This is a genomic window from Citrobacter sp. Ce104, assembly GCF_030334595.1.
In the GTDB taxonomy this organism is placed as follows: domain Bacteria; phylum Pseudomonadota; class Gammaproteobacteria; order Enterobacterales; family Enterobacteriaceae; genus Citrobacter; species Citrobacter europaeus.
On record NZ_JAOWDP010000058.1, the window covers coordinates 121,535 to 147,501 of the forward strand.

Annotated in this window: 23 protein-coding genes; 13 read left to right on the forward strand and 10 right to left on the reverse strand. The window is 54.0% G+C overall.

Annotated elements, in window-relative coordinates:
- Position 1: 1 nt before the first annotated feature.
- The 8 genes from ribF (at position 2) to OGW16_RS07220 (ending at position 8,227) form a co-directional block, all read left to right on the forward strand.
- Positions 2–940, forward strand: coding sequence for a bifunctional riboflavin kinase/FAD synthetase (gene ribF, locus OGW16_RS07185; protein WP_003829725.1), 939 nt, complete (start codon positions 2–4; stop codon positions 938–940).
- A 37-nt stretch (positions 941–977) separates the two neighbouring features.
- Positions 978–3,794 (forward strand): isoleucine--tRNA ligase, encoded by a 2,817-nt coding sequence (gene ileS, locus OGW16_RS07190; RefSeq protein WP_043018371.1) that lies wholly within the window; start codon positions 978–980, stop codon positions 3,792–3,794.
- Positions 3,794–4,291, forward strand: a complete 498-nt coding sequence (lspA, locus tag OGW16_RS07195; protein ID WP_003018932.1) for a signal peptidase II — start codon at positions 3,794–3,796, stop codon at positions 4,289–4,291. Before ileS ends, lspA begins: the two co-directional genes overlap by 1 nt.
- Positions 4,292–4,408: 117 nt before the next feature.
- Complete coding sequence (fkpB, locus tag OGW16_RS07200) at positions 4,409–4,858, forward strand: FKBP-type peptidyl-prolyl cis-trans isomerase (protein ID WP_003018929.1); 450 nt, start codon at positions 4,409–4,411, stop codon at positions 4,856–4,858.
- A 1-nt stretch (position 4,859) separates the two neighbouring features.
- Positions 4,860–5,810, forward strand: coding sequence for a 4-hydroxy-3-methylbut-2-enyl diphosphate reductase (ispH, locus tag OGW16_RS07205; protein WP_043018372.1), 951 nt, complete (start codon positions 4,860–4,862; stop codon positions 5,808–5,810).
- 66 nt (positions 5,811–5,876) lie between these two features.
- Complete coding sequence (gene rihC / locus OGW16_RS07210) at positions 5,877–6,791, forward strand: ribonucleoside hydrolase RihC (protein WP_047406313.1); 915 nt, start codon at positions 5,877–5,879, stop codon at positions 6,789–6,791.
- Between the two features lie 97 nt (positions 6,792–6,888).
- Positions 6,889–7,452, forward strand: coding sequence for a glucose-6-phosphate isomerase family protein (locus tag OGW16_RS07215; protein ID WP_220771653.1), 564 nt, complete (start codon positions 6,889–6,891; stop codon positions 7,450–7,452).
- Positions 7,445–8,227, forward strand: a complete 783-nt coding sequence (locus OGW16_RS07220) for a glucose-6-phosphate isomerase family protein (protein ID WP_213731778.1) — start codon at positions 7,445–7,447, stop codon at positions 8,225–8,227. The genes OGW16_RS07215 and OGW16_RS07220 overlap by 8 nt, the downstream gene beginning before the upstream one ends.
- Before the next feature lie 82 nt (positions 8,228–8,309).
- On the opposite strand, the gene OGW16_RS07225 is transcribed toward OGW16_RS07220, so the two are convergent.
- Genes OGW16_RS07225 through OGW16_RS07245 form a run of 5 tightly spaced genes read right to left on the reverse strand, consistent with a single transcriptional unit; the run spans position 8,310 to position 12,623 of the window.
- Positions 8,310–9,128 carry a PTS system mannose/fructose/sorbose family transporter subunit IID gene (locus tag OGW16_RS07225; RefSeq protein WP_043018376.1) on the reverse strand — a complete coding sequence of 273 codons (819 nt, stop codon included), beginning with the start codon at positions 9,126–9,128 and terminating at the stop codon, positions 8,310–8,312.
- Positions 9,128–9,928, reverse strand: a complete 801-nt coding sequence (locus tag OGW16_RS07230) for a PTS mannose/fructose/sorbose/N-acetylgalactosamine transporter subunit IIC (protein WP_286518195.1) — start codon at positions 9,926–9,928, stop codon at positions 9,128–9,130. The genes OGW16_RS07225 and OGW16_RS07230 overlap by 1 nt, the downstream gene beginning before the upstream one ends.
- Before the next feature lie 10 nt (positions 9,929–9,938).
- Positions 9,939–10,433: a PTS sugar transporter subunit IIB gene (locus tag OGW16_RS07235; RefSeq protein WP_043018378.1), complete on the reverse strand. Its 495-nt coding sequence runs from the start codon at positions 10,431–10,433 to the stop codon at positions 9,939–9,941.
- 11 nt (positions 10,434–10,444) lie between these two features.
- The gene (locus OGW16_RS07240) at positions 10,445–10,873 is read right to left on the reverse strand and encodes a PTS sugar transporter subunit IIA (RefSeq protein ID WP_075145223.1); all 429 of its coding nucleotides are present in this window, start codon (positions 10,871–10,873) and stop codon (positions 10,445–10,447) included.
- A gap of 4 nt (positions 10,874–10,877) precedes the next feature.
- Positions 10,878–12,623 (reverse strand): class I mannose-6-phosphate isomerase, encoded by a 1,746-nt coding sequence (locus tag OGW16_RS07245; RefSeq protein ID WP_043018380.1) that lies wholly within the window; start codon positions 12,621–12,623, stop codon positions 10,878–10,880.
- Between the two features lie 188 nt (positions 12,624–12,811).
- Here OGW16_RS07245 and OGW16_RS07250 point away from each other — a divergent pair, with 188 nt between their 5' ends.
- The 5 genes from OGW16_RS07250 to caiF all read left to right on the forward strand — a co-directional run bounded on the left by OGW16_RS07250 (position 12,812) and on the right by caiF (position 20,294).
- Positions 12,812–13,819 carry a LacI family DNA-binding transcriptional regulator gene (locus tag OGW16_RS07250; RefSeq protein WP_047406294.1) on the forward strand — a complete coding sequence of 336 codons (1,008 nt, stop codon included), beginning with the start codon at positions 12,812–12,814 and terminating at the stop codon, positions 13,817–13,819.
- Positions 13,820–13,952: 133 nt separating this feature from the next.
- A complete protein-coding gene (dapB, locus tag OGW16_RS07255; RefSeq protein ID WP_200008005.1) occupies positions 13,953–14,774 on the forward strand; it encodes a 4-hydroxy-tetrahydrodipicolinate reductase in 822 nt (273 codons plus the stop codon).
- A gap of 456 nt (positions 14,775–15,230) precedes the next feature.
- Positions 15,231–16,379 (forward strand): glutamine-hydrolyzing carbamoyl-phosphate synthase small subunit, encoded by a 1,149-nt coding sequence (gene carA / locus OGW16_RS07260; RefSeq protein WP_043018383.1) that lies wholly within the window; start codon positions 15,231–15,233, stop codon positions 16,377–16,379.
- An 18-nt stretch (positions 16,380–16,397) separates the two neighbouring features.
- Positions 16,398–19,625, forward strand: coding sequence for a carbamoyl-phosphate synthase large subunit (gene carB, locus OGW16_RS07265; protein WP_047406289.1), 3,228 nt, complete (start codon positions 16,398–16,400; stop codon positions 19,623–19,625).
- A gap of 273 nt (positions 19,626–19,898) precedes the next feature.
- Positions 19,899–20,294: a carnitine metabolism transcriptional regulator CaiF gene (gene caiF, locus OGW16_RS07270; RefSeq protein WP_043018385.1), complete on the forward strand. Its 396-nt coding sequence runs from the start codon at positions 19,899–19,901 to the stop codon at positions 20,292–20,294.
- A 76-nt stretch (positions 20,295–20,370) separates the two neighbouring features.
- On the opposite strand, the gene caiE is transcribed toward caiF, so the two are convergent.
- From caiE to caiA, 5 genes are all read right to left on the reverse strand, one after another.
- Positions 20,371–20,967: a carnitine operon protein CaiE gene (caiE, locus tag OGW16_RS07275; RefSeq protein ID WP_286518200.1), complete on the reverse strand. Its 597-nt coding sequence runs from the start codon at positions 20,965–20,967 to the stop codon at positions 20,371–20,373.
- Between the two features lie 55 nt (positions 20,968–21,022).
- Positions 21,023–21,808, reverse strand: coding sequence for a crotonobetainyl-CoA hydratase (gene caiD / locus OGW16_RS07280; protein ID WP_043018387.1), 786 nt, complete (start codon positions 21,806–21,808; stop codon positions 21,023–21,025).
- A gap of 54 nt (positions 21,809–21,862) precedes the next feature.
- On the reverse strand, positions 21,863–23,416 hold the full coding sequence (caiC, locus tag OGW16_RS07285; RefSeq protein ID WP_075145221.1) for a crotonobetaine/carnitine-CoA ligase: 1,554 nt from the start codon (positions 23,414–23,416) through the stop codon (positions 21,863–21,865).
- A gap of 62 nt (positions 23,417–23,478) precedes the next feature.
- Complete coding sequence (caiB, locus tag OGW16_RS07290; RefSeq protein ID WP_047406283.1) at positions 23,479–24,696, reverse strand: L-carnitine CoA-transferase; 1,218 nt, start codon at positions 24,694–24,696, stop codon at positions 23,479–23,481.
- 123 nt (positions 24,697–24,819) lie between these two features.
- On the reverse strand, positions 24,820–25,962 hold the full coding sequence (caiA, locus tag OGW16_RS07295; RefSeq protein WP_003018898.1) for a crotonobetainyl-CoA dehydrogenase: 1,143 nt from the start codon (positions 25,960–25,962) through the stop codon (positions 24,820–24,822).
- Between the last annotated feature and the right edge of the window lie 5 nt (positions 25,963–25,967).

Below are 25,967 nucleotides of genomic sequence, written 5' to 3' on the forward strand. Positions count from 1 at the left end.
CATGAAGCTGATACGAGGCATACATAATCTCAGTCAGGCCCCGCATGGGTGTGTGCTGACTATTGGTAATTTCGACGGCGTGCACCGTGGCCACCGCGCGTTGCTGCAGGGCTTACGGGAAGAAGGACGCAAACGCAATTTACCGGTGATGGTGATGATTTTCGAGCCGCAGCCGCTTGAGCTGTTTGCGACGGACAAGTCACCTGCGCGCCTCACCCGCCTGCGGGAAAAACTGCGTTATCTGGCAGAGTGCGGCGTTGATTACGTGCTGTGCGTGCGTTTTGACAGGCGTTTCGCGGCATTAACGGCGCAGACCTTCATCAGCGATCTGCTGGTTAAGCGCCTTGGTGTACAATTTCTTGCCGTTGGCGATGATTTCCGCTTTGGCGCTAGCCGTGCGGGCGATTTCTTGTTATTACAGGAAGCGGGCGCTGAGTATGGTTTTGATATCACCAGCACCCAAACCTTCTGTGAAGGCGGTGTGCGCATTAGCAGCACCGCGGTACGTCAGGCGCTGGCAGAAGATAACCTGCAACTGGCCGAAAGCCTGCTTGGGCATCCTTTTACTATCTCAGGACGCGTCGTTCACGGTGATGAGTTAGGGCGCACCATCGGTTTTCCGACGGCAAATTTACCGCTTCGTCGCCAGGTTTCTCCGGTGAAAGGGGTTTATGCGGTTGAAGTGATGGGACTGGGTGACAAACCGTTGCCCGGCGTCGCCAATATTGGCACCCGCCCGACGGTAGCAGGGGTACGCCAACAGTTGGAAGTGCATCTATTGGACGTTGTAATGGACCTGTATGGTCGCCATATAGATGTAGTGCTGCGTAAAAAAATACGCAGCGAACAGCGATTTGCCTCGCTGGATGAACTAAAAGCGCAGATTGCGCGTGATGAGTTGACTGCCCGCGAATTTTTTGGGCTTACAAAACCGGCTTAATGCCTATACGAGTTTTAAATACGGAACCGAGAATCTGATGAGTGACTATAAATCAACCCTGAATTTGCCGGAAACAGGGTTCCCGATGCGCGGCGATCTCGCCAAGCGTGAACCGGGAATGCTGGCGCGTTGGACTGATGATGACCTGTACGGCATCATTCGTGCGGCCAAAAAAGGCAAAAAAACCTTCATTCTGCATGATGGCCCTCCTTATGCGAATGGCAGCATTCATATTGGTCACTCGGTTAACAAGATTCTGAAAGACATTATCGTGAAGTCCAAAGGACTCACGGGCTATGACTCGCCCTACGTTCCGGGCTGGGACTGCCACGGTCTGCCAATCGAGCTGAAAGTAGAGCAGGAATACGGCAAACCGGGCGAGAAGTTCACCGCCGCGGAGTTCCGCGCCAAATGCCGTGAATACGCTGCTACGCAGGTTGACGGTCAGCGTAAAGACTTTATCCGTCTTGGCGTGCTGGGCGACTGGTCACATCCGTACCTGACCATGGACTTCAAAACTGAAGCCAACATCATTCGCGCGCTGGGTAAAATCATCGGCAACGGTCACCTGCACAAAGGTGCGAAGCCGGTGCACTGGTGCGTTGACTGCCGTTCCGCGCTGGCGGAAGCGGAAGTTGAGTATTATGACAAAACCTCCCCGTCCATCGACGTGGCGTTCCACGCTGCCGATCAGGACGCGGTGAAAGCGAAATTTGGTGTTTCTGACGTCAACGGCCCGATCTCACTGGTTATCTGGACCACCACCCCGTGGACGTTACCCGCGAACCGCGCAATTTCTCTGGCGCCTGATTTTGACTATGCGCTGGTGCAGATTGACGGGCAGGCCGTGATTCTGGCGAAGGATCTGGTTGAAAGCGTCATGCAGCGTATTGGCGCGGCTGAATACACTGTTCTTGGCACGGTGAAAGGCGCTGAACTGGAACTGCTGCGCTTTACCCATCCGTTTATGGGCTTTGACGTGCCGGCAATTCTTGGCGATCACGTTACGCTGGATGCGGGTACCGGTGCGGTCCATACCGCTGGCGGTCACGGTCCGGATGACTACGTCATCAGCCAGAAATACGGTCTGGAAATCGCTAACCCGGTTGGCCCGGACGGCGCATACCTGGCGGGTACCTATCCGGAACTGGACGGTGTGAACGTCTTTAAAGCTAACGACAAAATTGTTGCGCTGCTGAGTGAAAAAGGCGCGCTACTGCACGTTGAGAAGATGCAGCATAGCTATCCGTGCTGCTGGCGCCACAAGTCGCCGATCATCTTCCGCGCGACGCCGCAGTGGTTCGTCAGCATGGATCAGAAAGGTCTGCGTGCGCAGTCGCTGAAAGAGATCAAAGGCGTGCAGTGGATCCCTGACTGGGGTCAGGCGCGTATTGAATCGATGGTTGCCAACCGTCCTGACTGGTGTATCTCCCGTCAGCGTACGTGGGGTGTGCCGATGTCTCTGTTTGTTCACAAAGACACTGAAGAGCTGCATCCGCGCGCTGTCGAACTGATGGAAGAAGTCGCCAAACGCGTTGAAGTTGATGGCATTCAGGCGTGGTGGGATCTCGATCCGAAAGATATCCTCGGCGACGAAGCTGACCAGTATGTCAAAGTCCCGGATACGCTGGACGTGTGGTTCGACTCTGGTTCAACCCACTCATCCGTCGTGGACGTGCGCCCTGAGTTTGCAGGCCATGCGGCCGATATGTATCTGGAAGGCTCTGACCAGCACCGCGGCTGGTTCATGTCCTCTCTGATGATCTCCACCGCCATGAAAGGCAAAGCACCTTATCGCCAGGTACTGACCCACGGTTTCACCGTTGATGGTCAGGGCCGTAAGATGTCCAAGTCTATCGGTAACACCGTTTCTCCGCAGGATGTGATGAACAAACTGGGCGCGGATATTTTGCGTCTGTGGGTCGCTTCAACCGACTATACCGGTGAAATGGCCGTTTCTGACGAAATCCTGAAACGTGCTGCCGACAGCTATCGTCGTATCCGTAACACCGCGCGCTTCCTGCTGGCGAACCTGAACGGGTTCGATCCGGTAAAAGATATGGTGAAACCGGAAGAGATGGTGGTACTGGACAGGTGGGCGGTAGGTTGTGCGCAAGCGGCGCAGGAAGAGATCCTGAAAGCTTACGAAGCCTATGATTTCCACGAAGTGGTACAGCGTCTGATGCGCTTCTGCTCTGTAGAAATGGGTTCGTTCTACCTCGACATCATCAAAGACCGTCAGTACACCGCGAAAGCGGACAGTGTAGCGCGTCGTAGCTGCCAGACTGCGCTGTTCCATATTGCAGAAGCGCTGGTTCGCTGGATGGCGCCGATCATGTCCTTCACCGCCGATGAAATCTGGGGCTACCTGCCGGGCGATCGTGAGAAGTACGTCTTTACCGGGGAATGGTACGAAGGTCTGTTTGGTTTAGGCGAAACCGAAGCGATGAATGACGCCTACTGGGACGAGCTGCTGAAAGTGCGCGGCGAAGTGAACAAGGTCATCGAGCAGGCGCGTGCGGATAAGAAAGTCGGTGGTTCTCTGGAGGCGGCAGTGACCCTGTACGCTGAACCAGAACTGGCGGCGAAACTGACCGCGCTGGGCGAAGAGTTGCGTTTTGTTCTGCTGACCTCCGGTGCGACGGTTGCGGATTATGCAGCGGCTCCTGCTGATGCTCAGCAGAGCGAACTGCTCAAAGGTCTGAAAATCGTTCTCGGCAAAGCCGAAGGTGAGAAATGCCCGCGCTGCTGGCATTACACTACCGACGTCGGCCAGGTGGCGGAACACGCAGAAATCTGCGGACGCTGTGTCAGCAACATCGCCGGTGATGGCGAACAACGTAAGTTTGCCTGATGAGTAAGCCTCTTTGTTCAACAGGACTACGCTGGCTGTGGCTGGTGGTAGTCGTGCTGATTATCGATTTAGGCAGCAAATACCTGATCCTCCAGAACTTTGCTCTGGGGGATACGGTGTCGCTGTTTCCGTCGCTTAATCTGCACTACGCGCGTAACTATGGTGCGGCGTTTAGCTTCTTAGCTGACAGCGGCGGCTGGCAACGTTGGTTCTTTGCCGGTATCGCTATTGGTATCTGCGTTATCCTGATGGTGATGATGTATCGCTCGAAGGCAACGCAGAAGCTAAACAACATCGCGTATGCATTAATCATTGGCGGTGCGCTGGGCAACCTGTTCGACCGCCTGTGGCACGGCTTCGTGGTTGATATGATTGACTTTTACGTCGGCGACTGGCATTTCGCGACATTCAATCTGGCCGATACAGCTATCTGTATCGGGGCGGCATTGATTGTTCTCGAAGGCTTCCTGCCGTCGAAAGAGAAAAAAGCCGCATAAAAAAATGCCGGATGGCGCTATGCTAATCCGGCTTACAATATACTGCGATCCTTGTAGGCCCGGTAAGCGTAGCGCCACCGGGCAAACAGGCGGCAGCAATTTTAAAGAGCAACCTGCATGTCTAAATCAGTACAGAGTAACAGTGCGGTGCTGGTGCACTTCACCCTTAAGCTCGACGATGGCTCCACCGCAGAGTCAACCCGCAATAACGGCAAGCCTGCGCTGTTTCGCCTGGGCGACGGTTCTCTGTCTGAAGGACTGGAACAACACCTGCTGGGGTTAAAAGAAGGTGATAAAACCACTTTTGCTCTGGAACCGGATGCCGCCTTTGGCGTGTCAAGCCCGGACTTAATTCAGTATTTCTCGCGTCGGGAATTTATGGACGCGGGTGAGCCAGAAATTGGCGCTATCATGCTCTTTACCGCAATGGACGGCAGTGAGATGCCTGGCGTGATCCGCGAAATTAACGGTGACTCGATCACGGTTGATTTCAACCATCCGCTGGCCGGGCATACCGTTCATTTTGATATTGAAGTGCTGGAAGTCGAACCGGCACTGGAGGCGTAAAATGCAGATCCTGTTGGCCAACCCGCGCGGTTTTTGCGCTGGTGTAGACCGCGCTATCAGCATTGTGGAAAACGCGCTGGCTATTTACGGCGCGCCGATTTATGTCCGTCATGAAGTGGTGCATAACCGCTATGTGGTGGATAGCCTGCGCGAGCGCGGTGCTATTTTTATCGAGCAAATCAGCGAAGTGCCGGATGGCGCGATCCTGATTTTCTCCGCTCATGGCGTATCTCAGGCGGTACGTAACGAGGCCAAAGGCCGTGACCTCACGGTTTTTGATGCGACCTGCCCGCTGGTAACGAAAGTGCATATGGAAGTTGCCCGCGCCAGCCGTCGCGGTGAAGAGTCGATTCTTATCGGCCACGCTGGTCACCCGGAAGTCGAAGGCACAATGGGCCAGTACAGCAACCCGCAAGGGGGAATGTATCTGGTTGAATCACCGGAAGATGTGCTGAAACTGGACGTCAAAAATGAAGGCAAATTATCCTTCATGACGCAGACCACGCTCTCCGTCGACGACACCTCTGACGTCATTGACGCGCTGCGCCAACGCTTCCCGAAAATTGTCGGGCCGCGCAAAGACGATATCTGTTATGCCACCACCAACCGTCAGGAAGCGGTTCGCGCGCTGGCGGAACAGGCTGATGTTGTGCTGGTGGTCGGCTCGAAAAACTCCTCTAACTCCAACCGTCTGGCTGAACTGGCCCAGCGAATGGGGAAAGCAGCGTATTTGATTGACGATGCGACCGACATCCAGGAAGCGTGGGTGAAAGAAGCTACGTGCGTAGGCGTGACGGCCGGAGCCTCGGCGCCGGATATCCTGGTGCAAAACGTGATTGCTCGCCTGCAAGAGCTTGGCGGTGGAGAAGCTATTCCGCTGGAAGGCCGTGAAGAAAACATTGTTTTCGAAGTACCGAAAGAGCTGCGTGTGGATGTTCGTGAAGTAGAGTAAGTCTTTCCGGTTACGATTATGAGAAGATGCCAGACTTAACGTCTGGCATTTTTTTATGGAGAAACCATGCGCTTACCGATCATTCTTGATACCGATCCCGGCATTGATGATGCCGCCGCTATTGCCGCCGCGCTGTTTGCCCCTGAGCTGGATCTGCAACTAATGACCACGGTAGCAGGCAATGTGTCGGTGGAAAAAACCACCCGTAATGCGTTGCAACTGCTGCACTTCTGGAATGCGGATGTTCCGCTGGCGCAGGGAGCATCGATGCCGCTGGTGCGACCGCTGCGTGATGCCGCTTCCGTACACGGCGAGTCCGGTATGGAAGGGTATGAGTTTGTCGAGCACGATCGCCAGGTGATGGCAAAACCCGCCTTCCAGGCGATTCGCGATGCACTGATGCATGCCCCGCAGCCCGTGACGCTGGTGGCGATTGGCCCGCTGACCAACATTGCGCTGCTGCTGACCCATTATCCTGAATGCGTATTCAACATTCAGCGTCTGGTGATTATGGGGGGGTCAGCCGGGCGCGGGAACTTCACGCCAAACGCCGAGTTTAATATTGCTATCGATCCCGAGGCTGCCGCGAAAGTTTTCCAGAGCGGGCTGGAGATTGTGATGTGTGGGTTGGATGTCACTAATCAGGCCATGCTCGCCCCAGACTATCTGGCGACGTTGCCTCAGCTTAACCAGACGGGAAAAATGCTGCACGCGCTGTTTAGCCATTACCGTAGCGGCAGCATGAATACGGGGCTGCGAATGCACGACCTGTGCGCTATTGCCTGGCTGGTGCGCCCAGAACTGTTTACCCTGCAGCCGTGCTTCGTGGCGGTTGAAACCCAGGGCGAATATACCTCGGGTACGACGGTGGTGGATATTGAAGGGCGTTTGGGTCATTCGGCAAATGCCCAGGTCGCGCTGGGCCTTGACGTTGAGGGGTTCCAGCAGTGGGTGGCAGAGGTGCTGGCGCTGGCGCCATGAGGCTGTGATCCGGCCCGCAATATGCAAACAGAATTAGCAGGTTAATCGATTAATCTGCTAATCTTACCCTGTTGTTCTCCTCGGGCCGGAGACACATATGAACCTTTCTTTTATCCAGCCACCGCAGGTGGCGTGGGCAAGCGGCGCTTTGGCCGATGGCCCGTTATTGCGCAAATCCACCCGTATTCAGGATCTTACTCACGTTTTTGCCGATGAAAGCGCCCGTCAGCAACTGGCTGGCGAGCAGGTCGTGTATGACGTTGAGATGCTGGATACATCTCCCGCAGATGGTGAACTCTACACCGGCGTTACTCATCTTTATCCTGGCCGGGTCGGCTGCGAATATTTTATGACCCGCGGGCATTTCCATGCGCGCCGCGAACAGGGGGAAGTCTATTTTGGCTTGCGTGGCACCGGTTTGCTGCTGTTGCAAACCGAACAGGGCGACACGAGGCTGGAAAAGGTATTCGCCGGATCCGTCCATATTATCCCTGGCTTTACCGCACATCGGTTAATCAACACCGGGGAGGAGGTGCTGTCGGCGCTCGCCGTATGGCCGGGGATTGCGGGACATGATTATGCGGCGCTTGCCAGGGGCTTCAGAATAAGAGTCTTTGAAGAAAATAAGAGGGTTCAGGCGAAGGAGGTACAGAATGGCTGACTTAGCGCATTCTTACGGCCTCGATATGACGGTTCATCATTGCCCGCTTGGTTTTAGCTATGGGGATGAGGTTACCGGGCCGATGCCGGAAATTCGTCAACTCGATGACATCCGCGCCTCGCTGCGCGATCCATACTGTGAAGGGCCGCAAGAGGTGTATGCCATTGCGATGGATGTGGCGCGAATGCAGGATCGTGAAGAGTTGAAAAAGCGGATGCTGTTGTTTGGCGTGGTGACCTATGCGGCGGGACGGCTGGGGGAGGAGCCGGTGCGTAGTCAGGGACATATTCATCGTATCAGTCAGCACAGCGGCTGGTCCCCGCCGGAGCTTTACGAAATCTGGCAGGGAAAAGCGATAATCTATATGCAGGAGTATGTTGAGGACGACCCGGGCCGCTGTTTCGCTGTGATCGCTGAACCCGGTGAGAAAGTGCTGGTACCACCCGGTTGGGGACATGCGACCATATCCGCAGACCCGAATGTACCGTTAACTTTTGGCGCGTGGTGCGATCGTGAATATGGTTTTGAGTACGAGGCCGTTCGTGCGCATAAAGGGTTGGCGTGGTATCCGTTACTGCAGGGAAACAACGTTATCTGGCAGCATAATCCGCGTTACACTCCTGGACGACTGCAGGCCGTAACGCCCCGACAATATACCGAGCTTTCGATTACTTCCGCACCTGTTTACCAGCAATTCATCGAGGACCCGGCGCGTTTTCAATTTATCTCGCGCCCGGACAAGCACCCTGAGTTGTGGCAAAACTTTCATCCATAAAATAACCGGGGTATAGCCCCGGTACTGATTTTGCCGGATAAGCGGATGCGCCATCCGGCAAATGACAGGCACATGTGAGAGGCTACCCTGCAAACAGGCCCGTGGCGACGCCGATGGCGGCCAGTATCAACAGTAAAATCATCGCTTTCACTGGCGACACACCACGTTTGGCCATCAGATACCAGGTGCCAAGCACCACAATCAGCGGCAGTAACTGCGGGAAGATACCGTCCAGCATTTGTTGAACGTGGATATTCACCCCATCTTTGGTAATAAATTCCAGCCCGGTACCCAGTTTAACGTAGCTTGCCGCCACGCCTCCCATAACAAACACGCCCAGCAGCGATAACGCTTCTCGCAGACGGGCAGACTTGCTGCTCACCAGCATTTCCACCGAGCCGGAACCCATCTTGTAGCCTTTCAGGAACAGGAACCACGAACCGGGAATGATGATAGCCAGCCAGGCAACAGTATAAAACAGCGGCCCCAGAATGTTACCGCCGGCCGCCAGGGCCATACCGATGCTGAGCAGGATAGGGATCAACATGCCAGGGATCATTGAATCGCCGATCCCGGCAATAGGCCCCATCAGACCAACCTTCAGGGTATTGATGGTCTCCCCATCGATCGGCTCACCGTTCGCTTTTTTCTCTTCCAGCCCCAGCACCATGCCATTTACGATCGCGCCTATCTGGGGTTCCGTATTATAGAACGAGGCGTGGCGGCGCAGCATCTCAGTACGCTGGGCTGCGTCGGGATAGAGCTTTTTCGCCACCGGGAGCATACTCAGGCAAAAGCCAAAAGATTCCAGACGTTCAAAGCTCATCGATGACAAGTTGTGCATCATCCATGCGCGCCAGCAGCGGCGAAGATCTTTACGTGTAAGTGTACGTTCTTCCATCAGAATTCATCCTCATCATCATCGGCTACCGACTTTGCATTCGCGGCCTGCGGCGGTTCCGGTTTGTAGTTGTAATGGATCAACGCCAGCAGCGAACCGACGATCACCAGCGCGACCATGTTGAGTTTTATAAAGACGATGCAGACAAAACCGACGAGGAAGTAGATCAGCATGGTGTAGTTTTTGATGATCTGCTTGAGCAAAATCGCGATCCCGACGGCGGGTAAAATGCCGCCCAGTACGTTCATCGTCGACAGAACAATTTTCGGTAAACTGTCCATAAAACCGCTGATGTATTGTGCCCCGAAGTAGACTGCAATAAAGGTCGGTACAAAGCGCAGGACAAAGTTTGTCACCTGTGGCCAGATGGCGCTGTTCAGGTAAATGCCGCGTTCGTCGCCCCGTTCCAGCGCCACATCTGCCCGGTGATTCCAGAAGGAGTTCAGTACCATCATCGCGTTAAACAAAATGGTTCCGGCGATACCGATGGTGGCTGCCAGCGCAACCGCGACCTCGGGGCCTTTTCCGGAAAGGATCCCTAAAGCAATTGCCGGATAAGCCACAAAGTTGAGGTCGGCGGGCATCGAACCGCCGGGTGTAACCATCGCGATATACACCGCCTGAACCGCAACGCCAATCATGATCCCGGTTTTAATGTCGCCGAGGATAATCCCGACCAGCATTCCGGAAATCAGCGGGCGGGTGATCAGGTACCAGCCGCCGGTCAGTCCCAGCAGCCAGGGGCTGCTGAGGGCGCCGAGATAGCAAAGTATGCCAATCAACGTAGCTTCGATAATCATCGTGCGCTCCTTATTTCAGCTTCTGACGTGCGTCCTGCCAGCTGTAGCAACTGGCATCAGGAACCAGGCGAAACTCAACCAGGTGCCCATGCTGCGTCAGCCAGTCAAAGGCGGCAATTTCATCCCCGTTGACCGACTGATTCGGGCCGATGGTGGTGGTATCAGCACGGGCACTCATTGGACCCACATTAATCTTGCCGTTGGCATTTTTCAGGCTGATACCGGCTTCTTCAATGCGTTTGAGCGTCATGGGGGATTTGCCAATGACGAAATAACGCTTCTCGCTGGCAATGACTTTCGGCAGTTTTTCAATCGCGGTGGCCGTATCAAACAACCAGACTTTGGTGTCCTGCACGGCGCCTTTCATCACCGAAGAGAGCAGAGGGTCGGCCGCGACGGCGTCGTCTATCGCGACAATTCCGTCACAGGGCAGCTCTTTGGCCCAACGTGTCACGAGCTGCCCATGGATTACGCGGTCATCGATACGTACAAAAGAAATACTCATAGTGGTTTCCTTTAAAAATCGTCGGACTGAACGGATAAAACCGGGGCGGCTTTAATCAGCGTGGGTACCGTCAACGCCAACAGCTCGACGGCTGCGGCGTGAACGTCCGTTAAATGGCAGATCTCCTCGCTTTGTAACAGCATCGGGAAATTAACTCCCGCTACCACGGCAACGGGAGGAACCGTTTGTGCAGAAAACGCATGATGGCAGGCGACATTCCACGGCGTACCGCTTTGCATGTCACACAGCACCAGAACGCCGTCAGCGTCTTTCCCGGCACTTGCGAGAACCTGAGAGAACGTCTGTTTAAACCCTTCGATACCTGCCTGTTCGCTCAGCGTGACGGGATAAACATGTGGTAATTCTCCGTAAACCATACGACCGCTGGCGAGAAGCGCGTCCGCCAGGGGACCATGGGTGGCAACAATAACGTTAATCATGCGCTTATCCTCTGACCCAGGCCTTAATCGTGGCTAGCTGTTGTCCGATGCCTTTGCCAAACGGCGAAATGCGATACTCTCCAACGGCGGCTGGGATGATAAAGGTCTCTGCATAGTTGACGACAAACGGGGCAAACGCGCCGCTCGGGCTTTCGACAACGGCCTGCGCGCCTTCGACCAGGTTCAGGACGTTTACGCCGCCATGGGTATGGTGAGTGACCGGTGCCGTAAACCAGTGGCGGCGCGTTTCGATAAATTCGCGTTCGTGCATTCCGGTTCTTTCTTCTCGCCAACCTTCTCCTTCAGCGAGGGGTTCAATACGGTTGACCAGGTTGTCGTGTACCCATTGCGTGTCACGCTGCCAGTCAATAACCTGCTGACCGTGATCCAGATGTACCGGGCGCGGTAAGCCGTCTAACCCTAAGCGACCCCAGTCCCACAGTTTGAAAGTGAAAATATACGGCGTTGCGCTGATCTCCAGCACCATGGTGCCTGCTCCCGAACAGTGAACGGTTCCGGCGGGGATCAGGAAGTGATCGTGTTTATGCGCAGGGATCTGATTCACGAATCGTTCATCATCAAACGTTTTTTCACCACGACCCGCGGCACGCAGATCGTCGAGCATATCCTGCGGCGCGATCCCGGTTTTGGTGCCGAGATACACCACGGCGTCCGGCTCGGCTTCGAGAATGTAATAGCTCTCATCCTGGGTATAGTGCATGCCAAACTGCTGCTGAATGTATTCGGTGAGCGGATGAACCTGAAAGCTCAAATTCTGACCGCCAATGGTGTCAAGAAAGTCAAAACGGATAGGGAATTCCGCGCCAAAGCGCGCATGGACTTTTTCGCCTAACAGGGGGCGGGGACAGGTCAGCACCAGATCCTGAGAGGGGATCTCGATCCGCACGTTGCCAAAACGCAGTAATAGGCTGTTTTCCTCGGGCACGCAATCAAAACACCACGCGTAATTGGGGGCTGAGGGATCGAGATCGAAGCGTTGTTTCATCCATTGCCCGCCCCAGACGCCGGGGTCAAAGAAAGGGGCAACGCGAAACGGTTGTTGGGTGGTTTGTTGCAGACCGGCGCGTAGCGCGTCGCCGCTGACCATCGCAGGACTATTTTCTACCGTGGTATCGAGCAAATAATCGGCGCGTTTGAGTAACGGCGTTTTGTGTTTGTCGAAGACCCGCCATTCAATGAAAAAAGCACGTTTGTAACGACGAAGAATATCTTCATCCTGGTTTTCTGCCCCCCAGTTACCCAGCCCGTTATGGCGCATGCGTTGCTGAATTTCCCAGCGCGGAAGGTCAGCATAAACCAGCACGTCACCCGGGTGCGCCAATGCAGCGCCAGAGCCGTATACCACGACCAGTCCTTCACTAACGGCATCAATCTGTTGGCGGAGCTGGCTGAGTTTGTCGCTATCAAAAAATTCATCCAGGTGATGACAGGAAAGCACGCCGAATACGCGATCGTCGGTCAGGTTACGTGCCAGTAAATCATGCAGGGCCTGCTCATCGCGACGAGCGGATTCAATATTCAGTACCAGAGCGGTATCAAACGTCCTGATAAGCTGTTGCTCCAGCTCGTCAAGCCGCACGCCCGGATAGCAATCCACGATCAATACGGTTTTGGCTGCGCCAGAAACCCTGGTGTTAAGCACAGAATGGATTGACGACCAACCCTGCCAGGCGTGGTTGTCATAGCCCTGAACGTTAACCTCAGGGTATTTATTATAGGTTGTACGCATTTTCTTTCTCCGTGTTGGCTTATTTAAGATTAATCGATTAACCTTGTTTTCATAGTGTGGTTAACGCGATTAACCCGCCATAATCAGAATCCAGTGCGGTGAAATACGCGTTAGCGTGATGTGAATCACAGGTAAAAAGACAAGATTTCGGTTATTCGATTAACCTTCGTAATAAATCAGGAGAAGTCATGACAACAGTCACGTTGGCGCAGGTAGCTGAACGCGCGGGAGTCTCCACGGCAACCGTTTCAATGGTGTTGCGTAACCGGGGGCGCATTTCTCAGGGCACGCGTGACCGGGTGCTCAAAGCGCTGGATGATGCTGGGTACGTTTATAACCAAACTGCCGCCAACCTGCGTAACCGGAGCAGTAATCAGGTCGGATTGTTGTTACACGATATCACTAACCCTTTTTACGGTGAGATGACGGCAGGGCTAAGCCACGAGATGGAACGGCATGACCTGCTGTTGTTTCTGGCAAACAGCGAAGAGTCAGGAGAGCGGCAGCAAAAATTTGTTGATTCGTTGATGCGCAATAATGCCTGCGGCATGGTGCTCTGTGCGGCGCGCGAAACGCCGACATCCTTCTTTGAAGCGCTGAAAAGGCGCAATATTCCCGCCATCATGGTGGTCCGTCCCCTTAGCGATCCTGATTTTGATTTTGTGGGCACCGATAACTTTCTCGGTACGCAAATGGCGACCACCCATTTAGTCAAAATGGGGCACAAGAATATTGCGTTTATTGGCGGAAGCCCAAGTTCCGGCAGCCGGGCGCAGCGTATCGGCGGATTCACCAGCACATTGCTGGAGCATGGAATATCGCCGAATCCGCAATGGATTGTGGCGACGCAGGCCAGCCAAATTGACGGCGCAAAAGTGGCGGAGTCTCTTCTTCTGCGTTTCCCGCAAATTACCGCCGCCGTTTGCTATCAGGATATCGTGGCGCTTGGGGTCATGCAGGCATTGCGTAAGATGGGGCGTGAACCAGGACGCGATTTTGCGCTGGTGGGGTTCGATGACATCACCGAAGCGGCGCTGGTACAACCTGCGCTCACCACCGTGTCGGTGGCGGCAAAAGAGATAGGTCGCAAGGCTGGAGAGCTACTTTACAGTCGCATTCAGGGAAATGACGAACCACCGAAACGTATTATTCTGCCGCCTGCGCTGGTGGTCAGAGAATCATGTGGTTTTAGCTGATCGTCATGCCTTTTACTGATATCTCTGCCTGTTTATCATTAAATTCTAATTATCGACGTTTTCGGCTGGCGGCGCAGCGTTGCGCTGGTTAATCTGAAAACGATTTACGTAAAATTAACAAAAGAGAATAGCTATGCATGATGCACAAATCCGCGTTGCCATCGCGGGAGCCGGAGGACGCATGGGGCGTCAGTTGATTCAGGCCACTCTCGGCATGGATGGCGTACAGCTCGGCGCGGCGCTGGAGCGCGAAGGATCTTCCTTACTGGGAAGCGATGCTGGAGAGTTAGCGGGAGCCGGGAAAACGGGCGTTACCGTACAAAGTAGCCTTGAAGCGGTGAAAGATGATTTCGATGTTTGCATCGATTTTACCCGCCCGGAAGGCACGCTGGCGCATCTGGCGTTTTGCCGCCAGCACGGTAAAGGGATGGTGATTGGCACCACCGGCTTTGATGACGCAGGTAAACAGGCTATTCGCGATGCCGCGCAGGAGATTGCTATCGTTTTCGCCGCGAACTTTAGCGTTGGCGTCAATGTCATGCTTAAGCTGCTGGAGAAGGCGGCGAAAGTGATGGGTGATTACACCGATATTGAGATTATTGAAGCCCACCACCGCCATAAAGTGGATGCGCCGTCAGGCACTGCGCTGGCGATGGGCGAGGCGATTGCCGGGGCGCTGGATAAAGATTTAAAAGAGTGCGCGGTCTATTCGCGTGAAGGTTACACCGGTGAGCGCGTACCGGGCACGATCGGTTTTGCCACAGTGCGGGCGGGGGATATCGTCGGTGAGCATACCGCGATGTTTGCCGATATTGGCGAGCGTATTGAGATCACGCATAAAGCGTCCAGCCGTATGACCTTTGCCAATGGCGCAGTGCGATCGGCGATTTGGCTGAAATCAAAGTCAAATGGTCTTTTTGATATGAAAGATGTGCTTGATTTACGCAATTTATAGCTTTTATTACCCTTCGTGATGTGGTTATTGTAATCATAATTATTTGATTACATAGGGCAATATTTTATTGCCCTTTTATTTTTTTGCTTTTAAGTGTATTTTTTCTTTTAATCTGGCATTTGTCTGTGTTTTGTTGAGTTATTCTGTTATCTCAATGTAAATTTTGACCAAATGGTCCACTTTTTTCTATCATACTTCATGTTTTTACACTCTTTGCCTGCCGCAAGCGTTTTCCACCCCGAGTTAGCTGATCTTTTTGCCTGTTAAATCGTGTGATTTATCCCAGTGGCGTAAAATAATAATAAAAAATGCCCTTTTGGGTAGACTTTTACGTGGGCTATCTCTAGAATGCCGCCGTTTGCCAGAAATCCATAGGTAAGCAAATTTGCATTGATTCATGAGGTGTTAATGAATTAATATGCAAATAAAGTGAGTGAATATTCTCTGGAGGGTGTTTTGATTAAGTCAGCGCTATTGGTTCTGGAAGACGGAACCCAGTTTCACGGTCGGGCCATAGGGGCAACAGGTTCGGCGGTTGGGGAAGTCGTTTTCAATACTTCAATGACCGGTTATCAAGAAATCCTCACTGATCCTTCCTATTCCCGCCAAATCGTCACTCTTACTTATCCTCATATCGGTAATGTCGGCACCAACGAAGCCGATGCAGAATCTTCTCAGGTACATGCGCAAGGCCTGGTCATCCGCGACCTGCCGCTGATTGCCAGCAACTTCCGCGATACTGAAGACCTCTCTTCTTACCTCAAACGCCATAACATTGTGGCGATTGCCGATATCGATACCCGTAAGCTGACGCGTTTGCTGCGTGAAAAGGGCGCACAAAACGGCTGCATCATCGCGGGCGATAACCCGGATGCGGCGCTGGCACTGGAAAAAGCGAAAGCCTTCCCGGGTCTGAACGGTATGGATCTGGCGAAAGAAGTGACCACCGCGGAGCCTTATAGCTGGACGCAGGGGAGCTGGACGCTGGCCGGTGACCTGCCGGAAGCTAAATCCGCCGATGAACTGCCGTTCCACGTTGTGGCTTACGATTTCGGCGCCAAACGTAACATTCTGCGTATGTTAGCGGACCGCGGCTGCCGCCTGACGGTGGTTCCGGCGAAGACCTCCGCAGAAGACGTGCTGGCGATGAATCCAGACGGCATTTTCCTGTCCAACGGCCCTGGCGACCCGGCGCCGTGCGACTACGCGATTACCGCGATTCAGAAATTCCTCGAAACCGATATTCCGGTATTTGGCATCTGCCTCGGCCATCAGCTGCTGGCGCTGGCGAGCGGTGCGAAGACCATTAAGATGAAGTTTGGCCACCACGGCGGCAACCATCCGGTAAAAGATATTGATAACAACACCGTGATGATCACCGCGCAGAACCACGGTTTTGCGGTCGATGAGGCTTCCATGCCTGCCAACCTGCGCGTGACCCATAAGTCACTGTTCGACGGCACCCTGCAGGGGATTCATCGTACCGACAAACCGGCGTTCAGCTTCCAGGGTCACCCTGAAGCGAGCCCTGGCCCGCACGATGCCGCACCGCTGTTCGATCACTTCATCGAACTTGTAGAGCAATACCGTAAGACCGCTAAATAATCAGGAGCTGAGAAGACAATGCCAAAACGTACAGACATAAAAAGCATCCTGATCCTCGGCGCGGGTCCGATTGTTATCGGTCAGGCGTGTGAGTTTGACTACTCCGGCGCGCAGGCGTGTAAAGCGCTGCGTGAAGAGGGTTACCGCGTTATTCTGGTGAACTCCAACCCGGCAACCATCATGACCGACCCGGAAATGGCCGATGCCACCTACATCGAGCCGATTCACTGGGAAGTGGTGCGTAAAATCATCGAAAAAGAGCGCCCGGACGCGGTGCTGCCAACCATGGGCGGTCAGACGGCGCTAAACTGCGCGCTGGAACTGGAACGTCAGGGCGTACTGGCTGAGTTCGGCGTGACCATGATTGGCGCGACGGCAGATGCCATTGATAAAGCGGAAGACCGTCGTCGCTTCGACATCGCGATGAAAAAAATTGGTCTTGATACCGCGCGTTCAGGCATCGCCCACACCATGGAAGAAGCGCTGGCGGTTGCCGCTGACGTTGGCTTCCCGTGCATTATCCGCCCTAGCTTCACCATGGGCGGCACCGGCGGCGGTATCGCCTACAACCGCGAAGAGTTCGAAGAAATCTGCGAACGTGGTCTGGATCTTTCCCCAACCAACGAGCTGCTGATTGATGAATCGCTGATTGGCTGGAAAGAGTACGAGATGGAAGTGGTGCGTGATAAAAACGACAACTGCATCATCGTCTGCTCCATCGAAAACTTTGACGCAATGGGTATCCATACCGGTGACTCCATCACCGTAGCACCTGCCCAGACGCTGACCGACAAAGAATATCAAATCATGCGTAACGCCTCGATGGCGGTACTGCGTGAAATCGGCGTGGAAACCGGCGGTTCTAACGTCCAGTTTGCGGTAAACCCGAAAAACGGCCGCCTGATTGTCATCGAGATGAACCCGCGTGTATCCCGTTCTTCTGCGCTGGCATCTAAAGCCACCGGTTTCCCGATTGCGAAAGTCGCCGCCAAGCTGGCGGTGGGCTATACCCTCGACGAACTGATGAACGACATCACCGGCGGCCGTACTCCGGCTTCATTTGAGCCGTCCATCGACTACGTTGTGACCAAAATTCCACGCTTCAACTTCGAGAAATTCGTTGGCGCTAACGACCGTCTGACCACGCAGATGAAATCTGTCGGTGAAGTGATGGCGATTGGCCGCACCCAGCAGGAATCGCTGCAGAAAGCCCTGCGCGGTCTGGAAGTGGGCGCGACCGGCTTCGACCCGAAAGTAAGCCTCGACGATCCGGAAGCATTGACCAAAATCCGCCGCGAGCTGAAAGACGCGGGCGCTGAGCGTATCTGGTACATCGCCGATGCCTTCCGTGCGGGCCTGTCCATCGATGGCGTGTTCAACCTGACCAACATCGACCGCTGGTTCCTGGTGCAGATTGAAGAGCTGGTGCGTCTGGAAGAAAAAGTCACCGACCTTGGCATCAACGGCCTCGACGCTGACTTCCTGCGCGTACTGAAGCGTAAAGGCTTCGCTGATGCGCGTCTGGCGAAACTGGCCGGCGTACGCGAAGCGGAAATCCGCAAGCTGCGTGACCAATTTAATCTGCACCCGGTCTACAAGCGTGTGGATACCTGTGCGGCAGAATTTGCCACCGATACCGCCTACATGTACTCCACTTATGAAGATGAGTGTGAAGCGAATCCGTCCGTCGACCGCGACAAGATTATGGTACTGGGCGGTGGTCCAAACCGTATCGGCCAGGGTATTGAGTTCGATTACTGCTGCGTACACGCCTCGCTGGCGCTGCGTGAAGACGGTTACGAGACCATTATGGTCAACTGTAACCCGGAAACGGTTTCTACCGATTACGACACCTCTGACCGCCTGTACTTCGAGCCGGTCACGCTTGAAGACGTACTGGAAATCGTGCGCATCGAGAAGCCAAAAGGCGTCATCGTGCAATACGGCGGCCAGACCCCGCTGAAGCTGGCGCGCGCGCTGGAAGCGGCGGGCGTACCGGTTATCGGCACCAGCCCAGATGCCATCGACCGCGCGGAAGACCGCGAGCGTTTCCAGCAGGCGGTTGACCGTTTGAAGCTGAAACAACCGGCGAACGCTACCGTAACCGCCATTGAGATGGCCGTTGAGAAGGCGAAAGAGATTGGTTACCCGTTGGTGGTGCGCCCGTCCTACGTACTTGGCGGCCGCGCGATGGAAATCGTCTACGACGAAGCCGACCTGCGTCGCTACTTCCAGACTGCGGTCAGCGTTTCTAACGATGCGCCGGTGCTGCTGGACCGTTTCCTTGATGATGCGGTTGAAGTGGACGTGGATGCTATCTGCGACGGCGAAATGGTGCTGATTGGCGGCATCATGGAGCACATCGAACAGGCGGGCGTGCACTCTGGCGACTCCGCATGTTCTCTGCCAGCGTACACCCTGAGCCAGGAAATTCAGGATGTGATGCGCCAGCAGGTGCAGAAACTGGCCTTCGAGCTGCAGGTTCGCGGTCTGATGAACGTCCAGTTTGCCGTGAAGAATAACGAAGTTTATCTGATTGAAGTGAACCCGCGTGCGGCGCGTACCGTTCCGTTCGTCTCCAAGGCAACTGGCGTACCGCTGGCAAAAGTCGCGGCGCGCGTGATGGCCGGGAAAACGCTGGCACAGCAGGGCGTAACTAAAGAAGTTATCCCGCCTTACTACTCGGTGAAAGAAGTGGTGCTGCCGTTCAACAAATTCCCAGGCGTTGACCCGCTGTTAGGGCCAGAAATGCGCTCTACCGGGGAAGTGATGGGCGTGGGCCGCACCTTCGCGGAAGCGTTCGCCAAGGCACAACTGGGCAGTAGCTCCACCATGAAAAAGCAGGGTCGTGCGCTGCTCTCCGTTCGCGAAGGCGATAAAGAGCGCGTGGTTGACCTGGCGGCGAAGCTGCTGAAGTTTGGCTTCGAACTTGATGCGACGCACGGGACCGCGATTGTGCTGGGCGAAGCGGGTATCAATCCACGTCTGGTGAACAAGGTGCATGAAGGCCGTCCGCACATTCAGGACCGTATCAAGAATGGCGAATATACTTACATCATCAACACCACCGAAGGTCGTCAGGCGATTGAAGACTCCAAGCTGATTCGCCGTAGCGCACTGCAGTATAAGGTGCATTATGACACTACCCTGAACGGTGGTTTCGCGACGGCGATGGCGCTAAATGCTGACGCTACCGAGAAGGTGACCTCGGTTCAGGAAATGCACGCGCAGATCAAAAAGGCATAAAAAAAGGGTCCGGTGATAATTGCGTTAACCGGACCAGCAATATAATTTTGAAAGGGTTTCTGTAAAGAAACCCTTTTTTAATCTCGTGTAAGGTCATTCCTGGCCAAATGCGCTTTCATAACCACATTTTCAATGTAATAAGCACGATGTTGCTCACACTAATCAACATTCAAGTCGCATACTATCTTTTATATCCACAATTTTAATATGGCTTAGTTTTTATTAATTTGGACAGGCCGTAGCCAGATTTTTAATTTGTGAAATGGTGTGCTTATGTGTGAAAAATATGTTGAAAGACCGCTTTATTTGTTAATCGCTGACTGGATGATGGCTGAGGATCGTTGGATCACCGCAAAGGAAATTTCCCGCCATTTTGATATTGAACACTGCAAAGCAATTAATACGCTCTCTTATATTCTGTCGGAAGTGGGAGAAATTGTTTGTGAAGTTAAGATGATCCCTAATCAGATTGCGGGCCGTGGTTGCCAGTGCCAGCGTCTGGTGAAAGTCATCAGTATTGATTCTCACCTCTACAGACGATTGAATCACAATTTGCAGGAAAAAAAGGTGAGCATGGCGAAAACGCCGCGCCTGTCAGCGGTTCCTCCAACAGAGCTCAACCGTGAGCAGAAATGGCAGATGATGCTCTCCAAGAGTATGCGTCGCTAATTGTCAGTTTGCCTGATGGCGGCATAAACGGTGATTGACTCACAGGCCGGATAAGCGTGAGCGCATCCGGCATCAATTATTGTGCTGATTTTGGTTTCACGTCCGTCGTGCCTTTCAGGCGCGGCCGGTTTTTTTCGACCCGCGTTAAAGGCTGCGTTTCGTGTAGGCCTGTCTGGCAGCGGATAGCAAGGTCCTGATACTCTTTCGTGTTCAGCCGTTTCCAGTGAAGTTCCTGGTCCGTGACTTCGCGTAGAACGCGAACCGGTGAGCCAACCAGCATCTGCCTTGCCTCCCCCTGAAATCCGGCTTTGACAAAGCTCATGGCGGCGACAATGCTCTCTTCGCCAATCACCGCGCCGTCCATAATGACGCTGTTCATACCGATCAGCGCATCTCTGCCCACCACGCAACCGTGCAGGATCGCGCCATGGCCGATGTGTCCATTTTCATGCACGACGGTATCTGTGTCGCAGTAGCCATGCATGATGCAGCCATCCTGCAGATTAGCGCCTGCCTCCAGGATCAAGCGTCCATAGTCTCCGCGCAATGACGCGTGCGGACCAATATAAACTCCAGCCCCCACAATGACATCGCCAATCAGCACGGCGCTGGGATGGACAAAAGCATCCGGATGTACCACCGGAATCAAACCCTCAAAGGCGTAGTAGCTCATCGTTTTATCTCGGTTTTATGGCCGGATAAGCGAAGCGCTATCCGGCATTGGCACATTAACGACCTTTCCATACCGGATCGCGTTTTTCGGCAAACGCCTGCGGTCCTTCGAGCGCATCTTCCGAGTGCAGCACCGACGGATAGTGCTTTAGCACGCCGCTGCGGATGTAACGGTAGCCTTCTTCCACCGGCATTTCGCTGGTCGCACGGTAAATCTCTTTCAGTGCGGCAATAGCGAGCGGGGCGCTATTTACCAGCTGCTGCGCCAGTTCGCGTGCGCTATCCATCAGTTCGCTCTGGCTGACAACGCGGTTGACGATACCCCAACGCAGCGCTTCTTCGGCGCTCATTCGCCTGCCGGTCATCACCATTTCGTTGACAATAGCCGGTGGCAACAGTTTAGGCAGACGCAGTACGCCGCCGCTGTCAGGCACGATCCCGAGCTTGGCTTCCGGCAGCGCGAAGCTGGCGTTTTCCGCACAGACGATAAAATCCGCCGCCAGCGCCAGCTCAAAACCACCGCCAAACGCATAACCGTTTACCGCGGCGATGACTGGTTTATCGAGGTCGAAAATTTCGGTTAAACCGGCGAAGCCGCCTGGGCCAAAATCGGCATCCGGCGCTTCACCTTCAGCCGCCGCTTTTAAATCCCAGCCTGCAGAAAAGAATTTCTCACCACCGCCGGTGATAATCGCTACGCGTAATTCCGGGTCGTCACGAAAATTAAGAAAAGCTTCCCCCATGGCAAAGCTGGTTTTCGCGTCGATGGCATTGGCTTTAGGCCGGTCGAGGGTAATTTCCAGGATCGAGCCGTTACGGGTCAGATGTAATGATTCACTCATAGTTCATCTCCAGATAAATAGGTTTCCCGGCAGGAGGAATTCCGGCCGGAAGGCTTATTTCAGATTTTTTTTGATTATTTTTCCTGAACAATTACGCGGCAGGTCGGCTCTGATCTCCATAAAAGAGGGAACCTTGAATTTCGCCATATTGTTTTCACAGAAGCTGAAGAACTCAGCTTCGCTTAATGTTTCACCTTCATTAAGGACGATAAACGCTTTGATGGCTTCATCACGGATCGAGTCTTTAATACCAACCACCACAATGTCCTGAATTTTCGGATGCGCAGAAATAATATTTTCCAGTTCGACGCAGGAGACATTTTCCCCGCCGCGTTTAATCATGTTGCAGCGCCTGTCGACGAAATAAAAAAAGCCGTCTGCATCCTGGTAACCTGAATCTCCGGTATGTAACCAGCCCTCAGGTTCCAGCGCTTTGGCGGTAGCCTCCGGCTGGGCGTAGTACTCTTTGAAGATTGTTTTGCCCGGCACGCCTTTAATGCAGATTTCGCCAATTTCTCCGGCGGGCAGGGGACGGTTGTGATCGTCACGGATTTCGGCTTCATAGCTAAAACCTACGCGACCAATAGAGGGCCAGCGCCGCTTGTCTCCGGGACGGTCGCCAATAATACCGACGATGGTTTCAGTCATGCCGTAGGAGGTCAGCAGCCTGACGCCAAAGCGTTCGGTAAAGGCGTCTTTTTCCTGCGCAGATAAATTGAGATAGAACATGACTTCGCGCAGGTGATGCTGTCTGTCGGTTGGTGCGGCAGGTTGTACCATCAGCGTTCTGATCATCATCGGAATGCATTCGGTGACCGTCGCCTGATATCTACGCACCTGATCCCAGAACGCTCTGGCGCTGTACTTCTCCAACAGCACAAAGGTGCTGCCTGCGGAGAATGCCGCCATAGCCGCCGTACACTGGCAGTCGATATGAAAAGCGGGCATCACCGTCATATAGACGTCATCATCGCGCAGAGCGATTTGCCAGGAAGTGTAGTAGCCTGCAAAACGCAGGTTGTAGTGGGTAATCACCACCCCTTTAGGCCGCGAGGTGGTGCCTGAGGTAAACAGAATTTCCGCCGTATCGTCAGTGGATAACGCGGGCGTATAGCACAGCGTGGTCGACTGGCTGGCCTGCAGTTGGGTAAAGTGGCTCACGCCGTCGTCAACCGGAAGCTGCTCGCCAATCAGACAGATATGATTCAGCGGAGTGGTATTTTCCAGCCGTATCTGGCGGTACATAGGATAAAACTGGGCGCTGGTGACCAGCATGCTCACCTGGCTGTTTTGCAGGATCCAGGCGCTTTCTTCGCCCAGTAAGCGGGCATTAATCGGCACCATAATGGCGCCAATTTTTGCCAGCCCAAACCAGCAAAAGATGAATTCCGGACAGTTATCCAGATGCAATGCGACCTTATCGCCCTTGCGGATCCCTAAGGAATGGAAAAGGTTTGCCGTGCGGTTAATCTCTTCATTGAGCGAGGCATAGCTAAACTGCCGAACGATTCCTTCGCAGGATTCGAAAATTAACGCCGTTTTATTTCCGTACACCCCGGCCAGGTCGTCCCACATCTGACGTAAGTTTTGTCCGCCAACGATATCCATATTGCTTTATCCACTGAAATCAGGCGTGAGCGCCAACCAACGAGCGGGTCAGCGCGTCGCGTTTATTCCTCAACTCTGGCCAGGCCTTTGCCGACCAGCTCATTTATGTCTGCTTCGCTATAACCGATGTTTTTCAGAATGGCGGCGGTATCCATGCCGTGTGATGGCATGCCACGCCAGATTTTCCCCGGGTTGTTTTTAAATTTCGGCATGATGTTCGGCCCTTTGCAGGTGCGACCGTCCATCGTCTGCCACTGAGTAATGGATTCACGGGCAACGTACTGCGGGTTGCCTTCCAGTTCCGGAATGGTCAGCACTTTCGCGCAGGCGATGTTCAGCTCAGCAAAGCGCGCCTGGACTTCGGCGATGGTGTGCGCTGCCAGCCAGGCGTCCAGTTTCTCTTCCACGAGCGGGCCGTATGGGCATTCCACGCGATGAATAAGCTGGGTACCTTCCGGGACTTCTGGTGTACCAAGAATGTGGGCGAGGCCAATATCCTTGAAGCACTCGTTGATTTGCGTGATGCCGACCAGTTCCATGACGATATAGCCATCGGCGCATTTATACAGGCCGCAGCCAGCGTAATACGGGTCTTTGCCTTTGGTCATGCGTGGGCAAATTTCGCCGCCGTTGAAGTAGTCCATCATGAAGTATTGCCCCATGCGCAGCATTACTTCGTACATGGCGATATCAATGCTTTCGCCTTTACCCGTTTCGCGTACTTTGTGCAGGGCCGCCAGCGCTGCGGTCGTTGCGGTCATCCCGGAGAAGTAATCGGCGGTGTACGGGAAGGCGGGCATTGGCTGATCAACGTCGCCGTTTTGAATCAGATAGCCGCTAAACGCCTGCGCGATGGTGTTATACGCCGGAAGATTGGTGTACTCCTCGGTACCATACTGGCCAAAGCCGGAAAGGTGGGCGATAACCAGCTTCGGGTTATGTTCCCACAGCACTTCATCGGTAATACCGCGGCGGGCAAAGGCCGGGCCTTTACTGGCTTCAATGAAAATATCGGTGGTTTCCATGAGCTTCAGAAACGCTTCCCGGCCTTCATCTTTGAAAATATTCAGCGACAGGGCGTGCAGGTTACGGCGTGAGAGCTGCGGATAGTTAGGCTGTACGCGGATAGTATCTGCCCATGCGACGTTTTCAATCCAGATAACCTCAGCGCCCCATTCGGCGAACATTTGTCCGGCGAACGGACCGGCAATTTCGATCCCTGAAAAAACGACGCGTACCCCGGCAAGTGGGCCAAAGGCTGGCATGGGTAAATGATGCATAATTTTTCTCCTGGCATTTATGGGTGTCCATGTAGGCCGGATAAGGCGCTCGCGCCGCCATCCGGCATTGATTGCCTGATGGCGACGCTAAAGCGTCTTATCAGGCCTACAGGTTGCGTCGTTCTAGCGGTATTGCTTGAGTACCGCACGACCCAACGTCAGGATCTGCATTTCGTCAGAACCACCAGAAACACGGTCAACGCGCAGGTCGCGCCAGAAGCGCGTGATGCGATGGTTGCCCGCGATACCTACTCCGCCCAACACCTGCATGGCGGTATCGACCACTTCAAACGCGGCATTGGCGCAGAAGTATTTGCACATTGCCGCGTCGCCTGAAGTAATGGTGCCGTTATCCGCTTTCCATGCGGCTTCCAGCAGCATGTTTTTCATGGAATTCAGTTTGATCGCCATGTGCGCGAACTTCTCCTGAATCAGCTGGAAACGGCCGATAGTTTCGCCAAACTGTACGCGCTGATTGGCGTAGCGCGCCGCATCTTCAAAAGCGCACATTGCCGTACCGTAGTTGGTCAGCGCGACGAGGAAGCGTTCATGGTCAAACTCTTCTTTCACGCGGTTGAAGCCATTACCTTCCCGACCGAACATGTCTTTCTCGTCCAGTTCAACGTCGTCAAAGGTGATTTCACAGCAGCTGTCCATGCGCAGACCGAGTTTCTCCAGCTTGTTGACCTTGATACCCGCTTTGCTCATGTCAACGAACCACTCGGTGTAAACAGGTTTATCCGGCGATGCGCCATCCCTCGCCATCACCACGATGTACGGGGTATAGGCGCTGCTGGTGATAAAGCACTTACTGCCATTAAGATAAACCTTACCATTTTTACGTGTATAAGTGGTTTTCAGGCTACCAACATCCGATCCCGCTCCCGGTTCGGTGATGGCAGAGTTCCACATCTGCTTACCCGTTCCCTGGAACGCCATGATTTTATCGATTTGCTCCTGAGTCCCTTCACGCAGGAACGTGTTAAAACCGCCCGGCAACTGGTACAGCACATAGGTTGGCGCGCCCAGGCGTCCGAGCTCCATCCAGACGGCGGCGACGGTGACAAAACCCGCTTCCAGTCCACCGTGTTCTTCCGGAATCAACAGGCTATCAATGCCCATATCCGCCAGCGCTTTTACAAAACGCTCAGGGTAGACGCTGTCGCGATCGCACTCGGCAAAATAAGCTTCCCAGTTCTCACTGGCCATCAGTTCACGAATACCAGCGACAAACAGTTCCTGCTCGTCATTTAAGTTGAAATCCATCTTTC